We start from the raw sequence: 17,010 nt of genomic DNA, 5'->3' as shown, positions 1-17,010 counted from the left end.
AGAAGAAACGGGGTGGAACCGTGTTACAGACGGAAATGAAAGTCATTCAGCAAACCGAAATTGCAGATAAAGTATACGAATTAATCTTATCAGGAGAATGTGTAGCCGACATGTCACCGGGGCAGTTTTTAATGCTAAAACCAAGTCGCTCTGATTTATTAATGAGACGACCAATCAGTATTTGTTCTTATGATAAAACGGCAAAGACATGCATTCTCTTATACCGGGTAGAAGGAGATGGGACTAAAGATTTCAGTAGTCTTTCAAAAGGAGATTCTATCGATGTGTTAGGTCCGCTTGGAAAAGGTTTTGATTTAAATACTATTCCGGCACCAAAAACCGCTCTTTTAATCGGGGGTGGAATTGGTGTCCCTCCAATGTATCAACTTGGTAAAGAGCTAGCTGATAAAGGCGTACAAGTCACGTTTGTAAACGGGTTCCAATCTGAAAAAGACAGTTTTTATGAAAAAGAAATGACAGAATACGGCACTGTGCATATTGCGACAGTCGATGGATCATACGGAACACAAGGCTTTGTCACGGATATTACGAAAAATTTTCCAGAAGAGCCAGACGTTATCTATAGTTGCGGACCAAAAGCGATGTTACAAGCTGTGAAAGCAAGTTTTCCAGAAACAAAAACATATCTTTCTTTAGAAGAACGAATGGCTTGTGGAATTGGAGCTTGCTATGCATGTGTTTGTCCAAAAGCTGGGGATACGAAGAAGCAATTTAAAGTGTGCGAGGATGGCCCAGTATTTCGTGCAGATGAGGTGAGTTTATGAATCGATTAGCGGTAGAAATTCCAGGATTATCCTTAAAAAATCCGATTATGCCAGCATCTGGGTGTTTTGGATTCGGACAAGAATATAGCAAATACTATGATTTAAATGAACTTGGTGCGATTATGGCAAAAGCAGTCACACCAGAACCTAGACTTGGAAATCCCACACCACGAGTAGCAGAAACAGCGAGCGGAATGCTTAATGCAATTGGCTTACAGAATCCTGGTTTGGAACATGTTTTAGCCCATGAATTACCATTTTTAGAGCAATTTGAAACGCCGATTATCGCCAATGTAGCAGGTGCGACGGAGGACGATTATGTTCAAGTCTGCTCCCGAATCGGGGAATCAAAAGCAGTAAAAGCAATCGAGCTCAATATTTCTTGCCCAAATGTGAAACACGGCGGCATTGCTTTTGGAACAGATCCGGAAGTAGCGCACCGTTTAACAAAAGCCGTGAAAAGTGTCGCAAGTGTGCCAGTTTATGTAAAATTATCACCGAATGTAGCGGATATTATTTCCATCGCCCAAGCAATTGAAGCGGCGGGGGCAGATGGACTAACGATGATTAATACGTTACTCGGTATGCGGATAGATTTAAAAACTAGAAAACCAGTCATCGCTAATGGTACAGGTGGGCTTTCAGGTCCAGCGATTAAACCAGTTGCTATCCGGATGATTCATCAAGTTCGTGCTGTAAGTAATATTCCTATCATCGGCATGGGCGGCGTGCAAACCGTTGATGACGTGCTAGAATTCTTAATTGCTGGGGCAGATGCAGTCGCAGTCGGAACGATGAATTTTACAGATCCCTTTATTTGCCCAAAATTAATTACCGAACTGCCAAAAAGAATGGACGAACTCGGCATTTCTTCTCTACAAGAACTTAAAAAGGAGCTACTAAACCAATGAATAAACCAATTATCGCGCTAGATTTTCAAACTTACCAAGAAGTAGAGGCTTTTTTAGCCCAGTTTTCCGGAGAATCTTTATCCGTAAAAGTCGGTATGGAACTTTTTTATAGTAACGGTCCAGCCATTGTTGAAAAAATAAAGCAACAAAATCATGCTATTTTTCTAGATTTGAAACTCCACGATATTCCAAATACGGTCAAAAGTGCGATGATTGGTTTGGCAAAACTAGGTGTTGATATGGTGAATGTTCATGCATCAGGCGGAAAGAAAATGATGGAAGCTGCTCGTGAAGGTCTTGAAATAGGTTCAACAAGTGGCAAACGTCCAAAACTTATCGCAGTGACACAACTTACTAGTACAAGTGAAACCGACATGCAAAAGGAACAATTAGTAAAGGCTAGTCTTCTTGAATCAGTGCTACATTACAGTGATTTAACCAAACAAGCAGGGCTAGATGGTGTTGTCTGCTCAGCACTCGAAGCAGACGAAATTAAACTACAAAATGGTTCTGACTTTTTACGCGTAACGCCAGGTATTCGATTAGCAAGTGATGCGACAGACGATCAAATCCGCGTCGTAACACCTGAAAAAGCTCGTTCGATTGGATCATCGAATATCGTCGTTGGTCGCTCTATCACTCGAGCAAACGACCCAGTAGCAGCATATAATCAAGTTTTGAAGGAGTGGAATGCATGAGTATTGAAAAACAAGTTGCGGAACAATTATTAGAAATTAAAGCGGTATTTTTAAAACCAAACGAGCCATTCACTTGGGCTTCCGGCATTAAATCACCTATTTACTGTGATAATCGTCTAACACTAGGCTTTCCAAAAGTTCGTCAATTTATCGCTAAATCGTTAGCAGAAAAAATCAAAGAAAATTTTGGCGAAGTAGATGTTGTAGCAGGAACCGCGACGGCAGGAATCCCACACGCCGCTTGGGTAAGCGATTTACTAGATTTACCAATGGTCTACGTACGTTCAAAAGCAAAAGAACATGGCAAAGGGAACCAAATCGAAGGGCCACTTACTAAAGGTCAAAAAGTAGTTGTGATTGAAGATTTGATTTCAACAGGTGGAAGTTCGCTTAAAGCAGTTGAGGCTTTAGAGGAAGCCGGAGCAGAAGTACTAGGAATCGCAGCCATCTTTACATATGGATTAGATAAAGGTAAAAAACTACTTGAAGAATCTGATACAAAACTAGTAACTTTAACAAATTATGACGAACTGATTGAAGTCGCTTTAAATAAAAATTACGTTACTACTGAAGATATGGCAACCTTGAAAGAATGGAAGAAAAACCCAGAAGTTTGGGGAAAATAAAAAAACAGCTCACCGTTAGAGGTGAGCTGTTTTTTATTAATATACTTTATAACTTTCACCCGTTTGTGCACCAAAAACACTTTTTTCAAACGCACGGGCAACTTTTGCAGCAGGAACTGGGAGGAAACCTTCGAAAAATGGTTCTAGTTTATCCCAAGATTCTTCTAGTACATTCGGGCTCACTGTATTAATCCGAATTCCGCGTGGCATTTCAATCGCCGCAGATTTTGCAAAAGCGGTTACTGCACCGTTAGCCATGGCAGCGGAAGCACCTTGAACGATTGGATCTTCCATCATAATCCCAGTCGTAAGTGTAAAGCTTCCTTTATCATTTAATGAGTCAATTCCTAGTAAAACGAGATTAATTTGCCCGCCTAATTTACTACTAATTGTCACGGCATTTTTCTCTGGAGTTAATTCCGTTAAAGGTGAAAAAGTGGCGCTCCCAGTTGCTGAAACAATCGCGTCTACCTTACCCACTTGTTCGTACATTTTTTTTATACTATCAATATTTGTTATATCCACGGTAACATCACCACTATGTCTACCAGCAGTAATCACTTCGGCTTTTTTCTCCAAACGTTCTTTCACCGCAGAACCAAGCGTACCTGAAGCGCCAATTAATAAAATTTTCATTTGTCTATCATCCTTCCAATAAAAAAGTAAAGTCAGTATAATATCTACCCTAAATTTGAAAGAAAAAACGGCTCCGCGAGGGAACCGTTAATTTTTCAGCGCTAAAACAAGTGTTTCATCTGGTGTGACAAAATATGTTGTTTGATTATCGTAAATAACATAACCAGGTTTAGCGCCATTTGGTTTTTTAACGTGTTTTACAAGTGTGCCGTCGACCGGAACAGTTGCTGAAAGACGCGCTTTGGAGTAGTAGGCGGCAATCATCGCTGCCTCTGTAATAGAAGTCTCATCCGGATTATTTGACTGAATCACGACATGCGAACCGGGTAAATCCTTCACGTGGAACCAATATTCATTATTTCGAGCTAATTTATTCGTTAAATAATCATTTTGTTTATTATTTTTTCCAACTAAAATTGATAAGCCGGTCGAAGAAGTATATTTTTCTGGTGTGGGTAAAGTAGCTTTTTTACGGCTGCCTTTTTTCTGTTTGTAACGAAGATAGCCTTGTTCAGCTAGTTCTTGGCGAATTTCTTCCACATCTTCTGGACCGGAAGTTTCTAGTTGGGCTTCAACGGACTCTAAATAAGAAATTTCTTCTTTAGTAAGTACGATTTGCTCTTTTACTACTTCGACGGCGTTACGTAATTTTTGATAACGACTAAAGTAACTTTGCGCATTGGCAGATGGCGTTTTTCTAGAGTCAAGCGGGATCGTCATTTTTTTCATATCATCGTAAAAATTTTCGACGGTAATTTCTTCCATTCCGCGCTCCATTAAATGTAAATTAGCTGTTAGAAGCTCACCTTGGATGCGGTAAACGTCCGCTTTTTCTGTTTCAAGTAAGGTGTTTTCGAGTTTTTCGATTTTCAGTCTACTTCTAGCGAGTTCATTGGAAATCAGTTTTTCCAAATCATGCGCAAATTGGTGAACACGGTCACGACGCGCTTTGCCGATATAAAAATGATCTAAAAGGGCACTTAAATTAGCGAATTCAGTTGTCACAGCATCAACATGACGGAGCGGGAAGAAATAATAATCTTCCTTATTTTGGATCCGCCATTCGTTTGGAACAGCGGCACTTCCTAAATGCTCATTCACTAGCCCAATCACTTCAAAAAAGGCAGAAACAAGTGAGTCGGCTGTTAAATTTCCAGCACGAAAAACAATTTCTCGAGCGAGTAATGGACTAAATCCTGCAAAATTTTGTACGAGTTGTTTGTCGATTCGACCTGCTGTAAAATCAAGTCTATCCAGAATTTGCTCCGAATTAACCTCGAATGGGTTCAGTTTATCTGATGCAGGCGGTAACACGTAAGTCGCCCCCGGTAAAAGTGTCCGGTAACTATTTTGTGCTGGAGAGACGTGTTTAATACAGTCGACAATCACATTTTTCGCACGATCGACAAGGGTAATATTACTGTGGCGCCCCATAATTTCCACAAATAAATCGCAAAAACGGTTTTCGCCAATATCATCTTTCCCGCGAATACTAAATTGTAAAATCCGTTCATTAGGAAGTTGCGTGATAGACTCAATAATCGCCCCTTCTAAATATTTCCGGAGTAACATACAGAACATTGGTGGTGTTGCTGGATTTTCTGGAATATCATCTGTCCACTGAATTCGGGCATAGCTAGGGTGCGAAGAAATTAGCAGACGTTTATTTTCACGGTTTTTTCGAATATATAAAACAAGTTCATGCGAAAATGGTTGGTGGATTTTCATAATACGACCACTTTCACCATGTTCCGCAAGTTCTTCTGTCATTGCTTTTAAAAACATTGCATCAAACGCCATTAGTTATTCATTCCTTTTTTGAGTTAGTTACTTTCTATTTTAACATACATTCCGAAAATGTATTGTATGCATGAAGTAGCTTTGGTATAATAAGAAGTCAGAACAAATTTCAAGTAATCTTAGAGGAAACTTTAAGTTATGAAAGGTGTCTTGCCAAATGGTGAAAAGCATGACGGGATTTGGGCGTGCTACGAAAGAATTTGAAGCGTTCAAAGTAACCATTGAATTAAAAGCAGTCAACCACCGCTACTCCGAATTTCTTTTTCGGATGCCAAAACAACTTGCTTATTTAGAAGGAAAATTAAAAAAGACGATAAGTAAGCAAATCAAACGTGGTAGAATTGAATGTTTCTTTTCCATCACAGGAGAACAAATTTCAAAACGTGAACTACATATTGATTGGGACCTCGCAGACAGCTATTACCGTTTTATTAAACAAGCAAGCGCTCGATATGAATTACAAGAATTACCTACAATGACCGATTTACTTCAAGAACAAGCTTATCTTTCTATTGAAGAAGAAGTGGAAGCAAGTAGCGAGCTAGAGCGACTAGTTTTAGACACACTTGCCCGCGCAACCGAGCGACTGGACGAGATGAGAAGTATGGAAGGAGCAGAATTACTGCTATATTTCAAACAACATCTTACAGCACTCGAAACAAGTTTGGAAATCATTCAAGCCGAAATTCCAAATACAGAAAAACATTATCAAGAAAAAATTGAAACTCGCTTACAAAACGTTGTGGGCGACCAATTTGATCCTAGTATCGTTCTTACAGAAGTCGCAATGCTACTTGAAAAGGCAGATATTAATGAAGAAGTAGAACGAACTAAGAGCCATTTAAAGCAATTTTATGGTATTATTTTACTCGAAGAACCAATTGGACGGAAGCTGGATTTTCTTATCCAAGAAATGAACCGCGAAATCAATACCATTGGATCCAAAGCAAGTTCTCTAAAAATCACCGAACAAGTGGTTGAAATGAAAACGACGCTAGAGAAAATTCGGGAACAAGTGCAAAATGTGGAATGATATGCAGGAGGGGAAATGATGACAGAAAGAGGACTGTTAATTGTACTTTCAGGTCCATCTGGAGTAGGTAAGGGAACTGTTCGGGAAGCTGTTTTTAAAGATCCGGAAACAAGTTTTGATTATTCTATTTCCATGACAACGCGTCTTCCTCGTGAAGGCGAACAAGACGGTGTCGATTATTATTTTCGTTCACGAGAAGTGTTTGAACAAGCTATCAAAGACGGAAAAATGTTAGAATATGCAGAGTATGTCGGTAACTATTACGGCACTCCGCTTGAATATGTCGAGGAAAAACTAGCCGCTGGGATAGACATTTTTCTCGAAATTGAAGTACAAGGAGCAATGCAAGTTCGAAAAGCGATGCCAGAAGGAATTTTCATTTTCTTAACGCCACCAGATTTATCCGAGCTTAAAAACCGGATTATCGGGCGCGGTACAGAATCGATGGAAGTTGTCGAGGAACGCATGGAAACAGCTAAGAAAGAAATCGAAATGATGGCGTCTTATGATTATGCTGTGGTGAATGATGTCGTATCAAAAGCCGTACAAAAAATCAAAGGCATTGTCGAAACAGAACACTTAAAAACCGAGCGAGTAATTCATCGCTACAAAAAAATGTTGGAGGGATTACAATGATGTTATATCCATCAATTGATAATTTATTGCTAAAAATCGACTCAAAATATTCGCTAGTTACTGTGGCTGCTAAACGTGCGCGCTACATGCAATTAGAAAACGATAAAGGTGTATTACCAAGCTACCAATCTGATAAATTTGTTGGTAAAGCGTTAGAAGAAATTCACGCTGGAAAATTAGTTTTACAAAACGACGAGAAATAAGCCTAACTGCTCCGCTTCATTGCGGGGCTTTTTTGTTAGCTGGACTTATCATAAAAATAAGCAGAAATCTAGTTTCTTCATGGTTTTGTCCTGCCTTAATTTAAGGTATAATAGAACTAATGATTTTTTATAATAAAATGAGGTGACTTATCGATGCAAGGAAAAAATATTTTACTCGCAGTGTCAGGTGGCATTGCTGTCTATAAAGCAGTCGCACTTACAAGTAAATTAACGCAAGCAGGTGCAAACGTTAAAGTCATGATGACCGAGCACGCACAAGAATTTGTTCCACCGCTTTCGTTTCAAGTATTATCCAAAAATGATGTATATACCGACACCTTTGACGAAAAAAAATCTAGTGTGGTTGCACATATTGATTTAGCTGACTGGGCTGATTTAGTAATTGTCGCACCAGCAACAGCAAATCTGATTGGTAAAATGGCAAATGGTATTGCTGATGATATGGTAACAACAACTATTCTTGCTACAGAAGCGCCGGTTTGGGTTGCACCAGCAATGAACGTCCATATGATTCAACATCCAGCAGTTATTCGAAACATTAACAGACTATATGCAGATGGCGTCCGTTTTATTGAACCAGAAGAAGGTTACTTGGCATGTGGCTATGTTGGCCGAGGTCGCCTCGAAGAACCCGAAAAAATCGTTCTCCGTATTGCGGAATTTTTTCAAGAAGATAAAGACCTACTTCAAGGCAAAAAAGTACTCGTAACAGCTGGCGCGACTCGCGAAAAATTAGATCCAGTACGATACTTTACAAATCATTCTACAGGGAAAATGGGCTTTAGTATAGCTGAGTCAGCAGCACGTCACGGTGCAAATGTAACGCTTATTACGACAAGCAAAACACTACCCGTACCGCCAGGCGTAGAAGCGGTATATGTTGAATCGGCGGATGAGATGTATCAAGCTGTTTTAGAACGTAAAGCCGAACAGCATATTTTCGTGATGACAGCAGCCGTAGCAGATTACACGCCAGCAAATGTTTCAGAGCAAAAAATCAAAAAACAACCAGGCGATTTTACAATTGAAATGAAACGAACAAAAGACATTTTACTTGAAATCGGCCAAAATAAAACAGCTGACCAAGTAGTAATTGGCTTTGCTGCTGAAACAGAAAACCTAGAAACAAATGCACTTAAAAAACTCACGTCCAAAAATGCCGATATGATTGTCGCAAATAATATTAGCGAGGCAGGCGCAGGTTTTTCAGGAGATACCAATATTGTCACTTTTTACCGAAAAGATGGATCGAATGAGGCATTACCGTTACTAGACAAAAAAGAAGTTGCAGAACATATCATCGAAGAAGCCGCTAACTTTTTAAGGAAGTGAACGAATGATTAATATAGCAAAAGTTATTGTGGACGTTCCAGCCATGCAAGTGGATCGTCCATTTGATTACTTTATTCCAGAAGATTTAGAAGATCTTATTCGTCCTGGTATGCGAGTGAGTGTCCCATTTGGAAATCGTAAAATACAAGGCTTTGTCATTTCTCTTGGCGAAACAGAAGAAAATCCGAAATTAAAAGGTATTGAGGCAGTCATGGATTTAGCGCCTGTATTAAACGAGGAATTGATGGAACTAGGAGATTGGTTAGCGGAGGATACCCTTAGTTTTCGCGTTTCTGCTTATCAAGCCATGTTACCAGCTGCACTACGGGCGAAGTATGAAAAATATTTTTTGCGTTTAGATGAAGAAAATGAAGCGCTAGAACGATTATTCGAAGGTTATGAAACACTTGATTGGAAAGTAGCAGAGTCGCGCGGCTTACTCAAAGAAATTGGCAGATGGGTAAGAGAAGGTAGCGTGGAAGTTGTCTACCAAGTGAAAAATAAAATTACAAGCAAAAAAGTTCGTGTCGTTAGCTGTTTAAAGGCACCGCACCAATTAGCTGAAATAATAGAAGATATGCCTAAAAACGCCAAAGCACAATCACGTGTATTAGCATTTTTTCAAGCATTTGAAGGAACCGAAATTGCCGCTGCAGAACTAAAAAAACAAGCAGAAACAACCGATGCAACAATAAAAAAATTAGTAGATTTAAATATACTCACTATCCAAGAAAAAATCATTTCACGCGACCCTTACGAAAATCACCAATTTGAAAAAAGTGAGTCGCTCCAGTTGCTACCAGATCAAGCGTTAGCCTGTGAGAAAATCATTGCAGCAACCGAGCAAGAAACCTTCTTAATACACGGCGTCACCGGAAGCGGAAAAACCGAAATCTATTTACAAACAATTGAAGCAAAACTAAAAGAAGGTAAAGAAGCTATCGTTTTAGTGCCAGAAATTTCCCTTACACCGCAAATGGTAGAACGTTTTAAAAGTCGCTTTGGTAGTGAAGTTGCAGTACTCCACAGTGCCCTTTCTTCCGGAGAAAAATACGATGAATGGCGTAAAATCGAACGGAAAGAAGCACGTGTTGTCGTTGGCGCTCGTTCCGCTGTGTTTGCACCATTTGAAAATTTAGGAATAATTATTATTGATGAAGAGCACGAAGCAAGTTATAAACAAGAAGATAATCCGCGCTATCATGCAAGAGACGTAGCGATTTGGCGCGCAGAAAAGTACCAATGTCCAGTCGTTCTTGGGAGTGCCACACCATCTCTTGAATCTTTTGCTAGAGCGAAAAAGGGCGTTTATACATTGATTGAACTCCCTAGCCGAGTGAATGATCGTGCAATGCCGGAAGTTCGGGTTGTGGATATGCGCGAAGAATTGCGTAAAGAAAACCGCACTGAATTTTCGACTGAATTGTTAGAGAAAATTAAAGACCGAATTGCCAAAAAAGAACAAACCGTTTTAATGCTAAATCGTCGTGGTTACTCTTCTTTTGTAATGTGTCGTGATTGTGGTTATGTTGTCGAATGTCCTAACTGTGATATTTCACTCACTTATCACCAGTCTAGCAACCAAATGAAATGTCACTACTGTGGTCATGAAGAACGTGTCCCTAAGCATTGTCCTAGCTGTGAAGGCGAACATATCCGTTATTTTGGAACAGGTACTCAAAAAGTAGAAGAAAGCCTAACGAAGCTGATTCCAGAAGCTCGTGTGATCCGAATGGATGTAGATACAACAAGAACAAAAGGCGCCCATGAAAAATTACTCAAAAGCTTTCGTAACCATGAAGCGGATATTTTACTAGGAACACAAATGATTGCTAAGGGGCTAGATTTTCCTGATATTACGTTAGTTGGCGTATTAAATGCGGACACCATGCTTCATTTGCCAGATTTTCGTGCCTCAGAACGAACTTTTCAATTGCTCACCCAAGTAAGTGGCCGGGCAGGGCGCCATGAGCGAACTGGCGAAGTAGTTGTCCAAAGCTATAACCCAGAGCATTACAGCATTGAATTTGCCAAACAACATGACTTTATCGGCTTTTATAACCACGAGATGAAGCTCAGGAAAATGGGTTCTTATCCACCATTTTATTACTTAACGATGATTAATGTCAGCGATGAAAATGAAATGAAAGCCATTCGAACAATTCAAGAAATGGCGCAGTTTTTACGAGGAAAGTTAGGTCCTGATGCCGTTATTCTTGGCCCAGTACCAAGCACTATTACCCGAATTAAAAACAAATATCGTTACCAATGTATTATTAAATATAAAATTGAACCCAACTTAAAAATAGAACTCAAAACACTCATCACCCATTACCAAAAAGACCAACAAAAAGGCTTAACGATAACGATTGACGTACAACCATACGTATTAATGTAAAAGGAGTAAACCGATGACAAAAATTATTTTTATGGGAACACCTGCATTCTCTGTCCCAGTTTTAGAACAATTAGCTAGAGCATATGATGTGATTGCAGTTGTCACACAGCCAGACCGACCAGTTGGACGCAAACGAATTTTAACCCCGCCGCCTGTAAAAAAAGCCGCTTTGGAATTAGGGATTCCAGTTTATCAACCAGAAAAATTACGCACATCTAGCGAGCTAGAAGAACTTATTTCATTAGAAGCAGATTTACTAGTAACAGCCGCATACGGTCAAATTCTACCCAATAACCTGCTTGAATCACCTAAGCATGGCGCGATTAATGTCCACGCATCACTTTTACCAGAATATCGTGGCGGGGCTCCGGTCCATTATGCACTGCTTGACGGAAAAACAGAAACCGGCGTGACGATTATGTATATGGTTGAAAAATTGGATGCGGGTGATATGATAAGTCAGCGCAAAATTCCTATTACAGAGGAAGATAACACTGGTACTATGTTTGATAAATTAAGCAAGCTTGGTGCAGAATTATTAATGGATACATTACCTGACTTTTTAGCGGGAAAAATTACCGCTGTAGCACAAAATCCAGAAAAAGTAACTTTCGCGCGAAATATTTCTAGAGAGCAAGAGAAAATAAATTGGACAAAACCAGGACGGACGATTTTTAACCAAATTCGTGGACTTTCGCCTTGGCCAGTTGCTTATACGACACTTGAAGAAAAACCTTTTAAAATTTGGGAAGCAACGTTTGAAGATACAAAAACAAGCGGCGAACCGGGCACGATTTTAACAGATAAATCAACGCTCAAAATCGTAGCAGGTGACGGCACACTTATTGTCCCAACAGTAATCCAACCAGCTGGAAAACCGAAAATGGATATCCATTCATTCATGTCTGGTGCTGGCAGAAATCTAAGCAAGACGACAAGGTTTGGTGAATAAATGAAAAAACAAAAAACAGTTCGTGCAATTGCATTAGAACTCATCATTAAAATCGAAAACAATCAATCATACAGCCATCTATTAATTAACGACGCGCTAAAAAAACAGAAGTTAAACCCGCTTGATAAAGGACTTTTAACAGAATTAGTATACGGAACCACACAGCGCAAAATCACACTTGATTATTACTTAGCGCCGTTTCTAAACAAAGAACCAGATAACTGGGTGAAAAATCTATTAAGAATGTCCGTTTACCAACTAACCTTTTTAGATAAAGTTCCAGAACACGCGATTTTAAATGAAGCAGGCGATATTGCTAAAGACCTTGGACATCAAGGCGTGACGAAATTTGTCAATGGGGTATTACGAAATGTTATCCGTAAAGGCGTACCAAGTATTGATTTAATTAAAGACCCAGTACAAAAAATCGCTGTCGAAACAAGCTTGCCGGAATGGTTAGCGAGAAGATGGGCTGATCAATATGGTCTCGAAAAACTACGTGAAATTGGTCTGGCATTCTTAGTAGCCCCGCATCAAAGTATACGCGTGAACCAAACGGAAATTCGCGCCGAGCAGCTAATCAAAGAATTAAATGACCAAGGTATCACTGTTACTCGCAACGAATTTATCGATGAAGCTTTACTCGTTGAAAAAGGGTCTGTAGCTGAAACAAAAGCTTATAAAGACGGCAAATGTAGCATTCAAGACGAAAGTTCGATGCTCGTAGCTTATGCGCTTCAACTAGAAGACAATTTAACCGTACTAGATGCTTGTGCAGCGCCAGGCGGAAAAACAACCCATATAGCTGAAAAAATGCATGGCACTGGAATGGTTCATGCACTTGATATTCATGAAAAGAAAACCAAACTCATTGATCAAGCCGCCAAAAGATTACAACTTTTAAATATTCGTACAGCTCATTTAGATGCGAGAACCGCAAGCACGATGTTTGAACCAGAAACGTTTGACCGTATTTTAGTTGATGCGCCGTGTTCAGGATTTGGTGTTCTTCGTAGAAAACCAGATATTAAATACGCAAAAACAGAAAAAGATATTCATAAATTAGCAGAAATTCAACTAGCAATTTTAGATGATGTTAGCCAATTAGTAAAAGAAAATGGTATATTAGTTTATAGTACTTGTACCATTGACAAGGAAGAAAACGAAACAGTCTTGCGCGCATTCCTAGAAAAACATCCAGAATTTGCACTAGAACCTGTAGTACTTCCTGAAAAATTGGCACAAATTAAGAAGGACGATTTTGTACAACTTTTACCAACAGATATCGGAAGCGATGGATTCTTTGTTTCCAGCTTAAGAAAAGTGAGTCCTGAAAAATAGTGAGGTGCGTATAAATGCATGCAGAATTTAGAACAGACAGAGGCAGAATAAGACATCATAATGAAGACAATGGCGGCGTATTTGAAAACAAAGATAAGCAGCCGATTGTCATTGTTGCAGACGGTATGGGGGGGCACCGCGCAGGAGATGTTGCGAGCGAAATGGCAGTTCGTCTACTTAGCGACGCGTGGAAAGAAACGACCGCTCTTTTAACCGCAGAAGAAATTGAAACATGGCTTCAAAAAACAATCCAAGAAGTCAATAAAGAAATTGTACTTTACGCGGAAAGTGAAATGGATCTAAATGGTATGGGGACAACCCTTGTTGCAGCAATTATGGCTCAGTCACAAGTAGTTATCGCCAATGTAGGGGATAGCCGAGGTTATTTACTTCAAAATGATGTAATGCGTCAATTAACAGAAGATCACTCGCTTGTACACGAACTTCTAAGAACCGGCGAAATCAGCAAAGAAGATGCGATGAATCATCCGCGGAAAAACATTCTTTTACGAGCACTAGGCGTAGAAGGAAAAGTAGAAGTAGACACATTTGTAGTACCATTTCAAACGAGCGATACATTATTACTTTGTTCCGATGGTTTGACTAATATGGTCCCAGAAGCTGAAATGGAAGAAATTTTAAAAAGTAAACGAACTCTTTCTGAAAAAGCCGATGTATTTATTACAAAAGCGAATTCTTACGGGGGAGAAGATAATATCACTGTGTTGTTAGTAGAAAGAAATCTTATGCAGAAAGGGAGGGATGCTTCATGATGATTGGTAAGCGACTAAATGATCGATACAAAATTTTACATGCGATAGGCGGGGGTGGAATGGCCAATGTCTATCTTGCGCATGATATAATTCTTGACCGCGATGTAGCTGTAAAAATTTTACGGATTGATTTAGCGGATGAAAGCAACCTTATTCGCAGGTTTCAACGTGAAGCCCAATCAGCAACTAGCTTAGTGCATCCTAACATTGTTAGTGTGTACGATGTTGGCGAAGAAAATGATTTACACTATATAGTGATGGAACATGTGGATGGGATGGATTTAAAACAGTATATCCAAGAAAATCACCCAATTAGCTATGATAAAGCTGTAGACATCATGCTTCAAATCGTTTCAGCAGTAGCTATCGCACATCAACATCACATTATTCATCGCGATTTAAAACCACAAAATATTTTAATTGATCATGATGGAGTCGTAAAAATTACTGATTTTGGGATTGCGATGGCACTTTCTGAAACATCCATCACCCAAACGAATTCCTTACTTGGCTCTGTCCATTACTTATCACCAGAACAGGCTCGCGGTGGGATGGCAACTCAAAAGTCAGACATCTATTCGCTCGGAATTGTTTTATATGAACTCCTAACTGGGAAGGTACCTTTTGACGGAGAATCGGCTGTTTCAATCGCTATCAAACATTTACAAGCAGAAATTCCGTCTGCAAGAGCCCAAAACCCAGAAATTCCTCAAAGCTTAGAAAACATTATTATTAAAGCAACAGCAAAAGATCCATTTTTACGTTATCAAAACGCAGAAGAAATGGAAAAAGATTTGCAAACCTGCTTAAATAAAGATCGTCTAAATGAACCTAAATACGTTTTTCCAACCAATGATGATGATGGCGACACAAAAACAATTCCAATCATCGCCACAAAAGAAGCGATGCAAAATCTAGATAAAACCATCGTTCCAGAAGGTAAAGTAGCTGCAGAAGAAGTAGCTGTAGACGATAAAAAAGGTAAAAAGAAGAAAAAAATGAGCAAGAAAAAGAAGATTATTTTAATCGTGTCTTCCGTAATCGTTCTTTTCATTATTGGTATTTTACTGTTATGGCTTTTAGGTAAAAGTCCTGATGAAGTCGCTGTACCTGATGTTTCTGGTAAAACAGAAGACCAAGCAATTGCCTTACTGCAAAAAGATGGCTTTGTTATTGGTAAAACAGCAGAAAAAAATAGCGATGACGTAGAAGAAGGCAAAGTTATTAATACGGACCCATCAGCGGGTGAAATGAAAGAAAAAGGCACGAAAATCAATTTATTTGTAAGTATAGGTTCTAAGAAAATTACGATGGAAGACTATACTGGTAGAAGCTACTCTGAGACTAAAACTTTGCTAGAGCAGCAAGGTTTCAACAATATTTCTGCAGAAGAAGCATATAGTTCTGAAGTTGGTAAAGGAATGATTATTAGCCAAACACCAACTCAAGGAACGGAAGTGGTTGCTAAGTCGACAGATGTAAAATTTGTCGTAAGTAAAGGCGCAGAACCGATTACACTTAAAGACCTTCGTGGCTATACAAAAACAGCTGTAGAAGATTATGCTTCACCACTTGGACTCAAAGTTTCGAGTAAAGAAGAAAACTCCAACTCAGTAGAAAAAGGGCAAGTAATTTCGCAATCCCCATCAGCTGGAACGGCAATAAATGCAGGCGATACTATTGAAATCGTTATTTCTGCTGGACCAAAAGAAAAACAAGTTAAAGAAGTTACAAAAACATTTAACATCCCTTATACACCAAGCGATGAAGAAAATCCACAACCACAGAAAGTCCAAATTTACATTCAAGACAAAGATCATAGTATGACAAGCGCATACCGAGAAATGAATATTACCCAAAATACCTCGGTAGAAGTGACTTTCCAAATTGAAGAAGGTTCTAGCGCAGGCTACAAAATCATCAGTGACGATAAAGTAATCGATGAAGGTACAGTCCCTTATCCAAATTAAAAAAGAGAACGGAGGAAATGTGCTGGAAGGACAAATTATCAAAGCGTTGAGCGGATTTTACTATGTATTCTCTGAAGGGAAAATATACCAATGTAGGGCGCGCGGAAATTTTAGAAAACGAAATATTTCCCCGCTAGTTGGTGATGACGTAGAATTTCAAGTAGAAAATAAGACGGATGGTTATATTTTAGATGTGTTATCACGGGAGAATGCGCTAGTTCGCCCTCCCGTGGCAAACATCGATATTGCGATTCTTGTGTTTTCGGCAGTAGAACCAGATTTTTCTACAAACCTGGCAGATCGTTTCTTAGTCGCAATCGAAAAAGAAGACATCCAACCTGTTATTTGTATTAGTAAAATGGATTTAGCAACAGATGCGGAAAAAGAACAAATTGCGGTTTATAAAGAGGTATATGAAACAATTGGCTACGACGTTTTTGTAACTAATGATGAACCAGATAAAGAAGCAATTAAAGACTACATTAGCGGAAAAACAGCAGTTATTGCCGGGCAATCGGGTGTAGGTAAGTCCACTTTATTAAATAGTTTAAATAGCGATTTAACCTTAAAAACGGCCGAAATATCGAACTCACTTGGACGTGGTAAACATACGACTAGACACGTAGAACTAATGCCAATTGGTGATGGCTTTGTAGCAGATACGCCTGGCTTTAGCTCGATTGAGTGGGATGATTTACAACCAGAAACATTACAATTTTGTTTTCCAGAAATGGAAGATCGTCGTAGTGGCTGTAAATTCCGAGGTTGCATGCATGACAATGAGCCGAATTGCGCTGTAAAAACAGCTGTTGAAGCAAATGAAATAGCCGATTTTCGCTACAAACACTACATCCAAATTTTACAAGAATTAAAAAACAGAAAGCCGAGGTATTAA

15 protein-coding genes and 1 pseudogene are annotated in these 17,010 nt (G+C 39.3%); 14 read left to right on the top strand and 2 right to left on the bottom strand.

Going from position 1 to position 17,010, the window contains the following annotated elements:
• Positions 1-17 precede the first annotated feature (17 nt).
• From PQQ29_RS09545 to pyrE, 4 genes and pseudogenes are all read left to right on the top strand, one after another.
• Positions 18-785, top strand: a pseudogene (locus PQQ29_RS09545) (dihydroorotate dehydrogenase electron transfer subunit); the annotation flags it as partial.
• A complete protein-coding gene (locus PQQ29_RS09540; RefSeq protein ID WP_003762958.1) occupies positions 782-1,696 on the top strand; it encodes a dihydroorotate dehydrogenase in 915 nt (304 codons plus the stop codon). The pseudogene PQQ29_RS09545 and the gene PQQ29_RS09540, both read left to right, overlap by 4 nt.
• Positions 1,693-2,394: an orotidine-5'-phosphate decarboxylase gene (gene pyrF, locus PQQ29_RS09535; protein ID WP_010991028.1), complete on the top strand. Its 702-nt coding sequence runs from the start codon at positions 1,693-1,695 to the stop codon at positions 2,392-2,394. The genes PQQ29_RS09540 and pyrF overlap by 4 nt, the downstream gene beginning before the upstream one ends.
• Positions 2,391-3,020, top strand: coding sequence for an orotate phosphoribosyltransferase (pyrE, locus tag PQQ29_RS09530; RefSeq protein ID WP_045554488.1), 630 nt, complete (start codon positions 2,391-2,393; stop codon positions 3,018-3,020). The genes pyrF and pyrE overlap by 4 nt, the downstream gene beginning before the upstream one ends.
• Positions 3,021-3,056: 36 nt before the next feature.
• Here pyrE and PQQ29_RS09525 read toward each other — a convergent pair whose 3' ends face one another.
• Both PQQ29_RS09525 and fbpA read right to left on the bottom strand, forming a co-directional pair.
• Positions 3,057-3,656, bottom strand: coding sequence for a short chain dehydrogenase (locus PQQ29_RS09525; RefSeq protein WP_003769304.1), 600 nt, complete (start codon positions 3,654-3,656; stop codon positions 3,057-3,059).
• Between the two features lie 87 nt (positions 3,657-3,743).
• Positions 3,744-5,456, bottom strand: coding sequence for an Rqc2 family fibronectin-binding protein FbpA (gene fbpA / locus PQQ29_RS09520; protein WP_187983946.1), 1,713 nt, complete (start codon positions 5,454-5,456; stop codon positions 3,744-3,746).
• Between the two features lie 157 nt (positions 5,457-5,613).
• Between fbpA and PQQ29_RS09515 the strand changes: the two genes are divergently transcribed.
• From PQQ29_RS09515 to rsgA, 10 genes are all read left to right on the top strand, one after another.
• Positions 5,614-6,489: a YicC/YloC family endoribonuclease gene (locus tag PQQ29_RS09515; protein ID WP_003762948.1), complete on the top strand. Its 876-nt coding sequence runs from the start codon at positions 5,614-5,616 to the stop codon at positions 6,487-6,489.
• An 18-nt stretch (positions 6,490-6,507) separates the two neighbouring features.
• A complete protein-coding gene (gmk, locus tag PQQ29_RS09510) occupies positions 6,508-7,125 on the top strand; it encodes a guanylate kinase (RefSeq protein ID WP_010991026.1) in 618 nt (205 codons plus the stop codon).
• Positions 7,125-7,328, top strand: a complete 204-nt coding sequence (gene rpoZ / locus PQQ29_RS09505; RefSeq protein ID WP_003762944.1) for a DNA-directed RNA polymerase subunit omega — start codon at positions 7,125-7,127, stop codon at positions 7,326-7,328. Before gmk ends, rpoZ begins: the two co-directional genes overlap by 1 nt.
• A 153-nt stretch (positions 7,329-7,481) precedes the next feature.
• Positions 7,482-8,681, top strand: coding sequence for a bifunctional phosphopantothenoylcysteine decarboxylase/phosphopantothenate--cysteine ligase CoaBC (gene coaBC / locus PQQ29_RS09500; RefSeq protein WP_187983947.1), 1,200 nt, complete (start codon positions 7,482-7,484; stop codon positions 8,679-8,681).
• 4 nt (positions 8,682-8,685) lie between these two features.
• Entirely contained in the window at positions 8,686-11,079 is a 2,394-nt protein-coding gene (priA, locus tag PQQ29_RS09495) for a primosomal protein N' (protein WP_187983948.1), read from the top strand.
• A gap of 13 nt (positions 11,080-11,092) precedes the next feature.
• Positions 11,093-12,031, top strand: a complete 939-nt coding sequence (gene fmt, locus PQQ29_RS09490) for a methionyl-tRNA formyltransferase (protein WP_187983949.1) — start codon at positions 11,093-11,095, stop codon at positions 12,029-12,031.
• Complete coding sequence (rsmB, locus tag PQQ29_RS09485; RefSeq protein WP_003767441.1) at positions 12,032-13,372, top strand: 16S rRNA (cytosine(967)-C(5))-methyltransferase RsmB; 1,341 nt, start codon at positions 12,032-12,034, stop codon at positions 13,370-13,372.
• 14 nt (positions 13,373-13,386) lie between these two features.
• Entirely contained in the window at positions 13,387-14,145 is a 759-nt protein-coding gene (locus PQQ29_RS09480; RefSeq protein ID WP_003762934.1) for a Stp1/IreP family PP2C-type Ser/Thr phosphatase, read from the top strand.
• On the top strand, positions 14,142-16,115 hold the full coding sequence (gene pknB / locus PQQ29_RS09475) for a Stk1 family PASTA domain-containing Ser/Thr kinase (protein WP_003769293.1): 1,974 nt from the start codon (positions 14,142-14,144) through the stop codon (positions 16,113-16,115). Before PQQ29_RS09480 ends, pknB begins: the two co-directional genes overlap by 4 nt.
• 19 nt (positions 16,116-16,134) lie before the next feature.
• Entirely contained in the window at positions 16,135-17,010 is an 876-nt protein-coding gene (gene rsgA / locus PQQ29_RS09470; protein WP_010991024.1) for a ribosome small subunit-dependent GTPase A, read from the top strand.

Source organism: Listeria innocua, from assembly GCF_028596125.1.
In the GTDB taxonomy this organism is placed as follows: domain Bacteria; phylum Bacillota; class Bacilli; order Lactobacillales; family Listeriaceae; genus Listeria; species Listeria innocua.
Note: the sequence above shows the minus strand (reverse complement) of the source record. Positions and strands in the feature narration are given on the sequence as shown.

What these genes read in the sequence shown, in the direction of transcription:
- PQQ29_RS09480 (WP_003762934.1), top strand. Translation starts at nt 13,387, where the DNA reads ATGCATGCAGAATTTAGAACAGACAGAGGCAGAATAAGACATCATAAT.
- gmk (WP_010991026.1), top strand. Translation starts at nt 6,508, where the DNA reads ATGACAGAAAGAGGACTGTTAATTGTACTTTCAGGTCCATCTGGAGTA.
- rsmB (WP_003767441.1), top strand. Translation starts at nt 12,032, where the DNA reads ATGAAAAAACAAAAAACAGTTCGTGCAATTGCATTAGAACTCATCATT.
- PQQ29_RS09525 (WP_003769304.1), bottom strand. Translation starts at nt 3,656, where the DNA reads ATGAAAATTTTATTAATTGGCGCTTCAGGTACGCTTGGTTCTGCGGTG.
- fmt (WP_187983949.1), top strand. Translation starts at nt 11,093, where the DNA reads ATGACAAAAATTATTTTTATGGGAACACCTGCATTCTCTGTCCCAGTT.
- pknB (WP_003769293.1), top strand. Translation starts at nt 14,142, where the DNA reads ATGATGATTGGTAAGCGACTAAATGATCGATACAAAATTTTACATGCG.
- rpoZ (WP_003762944.1), top strand. Translation starts at nt 7,125, where the DNA reads ATGTTATATCCATCAATTGATAATTTATTGCTAAAAATCGACTCAAAA.
- PQQ29_RS09540 (WP_003762958.1), top strand. Translation starts at nt 782, where the DNA reads ATGAATCGATTAGCGGTAGAAATTCCAGGATTATCCTTAAAAAATCCG.
- pyrE (WP_045554488.1), top strand. Translation starts at nt 2,391, where the DNA reads ATGAGTATTGAAAAACAAGTTGCGGAACAATTATTAGAAATTAAAGCG.
- pyrF (WP_010991028.1), top strand. Translation starts at nt 1,693, where the DNA reads ATGAATAAACCAATTATCGCGCTAGATTTTCAAACTTACCAAGAAGTA.
- priA (WP_187983948.1), top strand. Translation starts at nt 8,686, where the DNA reads ATGATTAATATAGCAAAAGTTATTGTGGACGTTCCAGCCATGCAAGTG.
- coaBC (WP_187983947.1), top strand. Translation starts at nt 7,482, where the DNA reads ATGCAAGGAAAAAATATTTTACTCGCAGTGTCAGGTGGCATTGCTGTC.
- fbpA (WP_187983946.1), bottom strand. Translation starts at nt 5,456, where the DNA reads ATGGCGTTTGATGCAATGTTTTTAAAAGCAATGACAGAAGAACTTGCG.
- PQQ29_RS09515 (WP_003762948.1), top strand. Translation starts at nt 5,614, where the DNA reads ATGGTGAAAAGCATGACGGGATTTGGGCGTGCTACGAAAGAATTTGAA.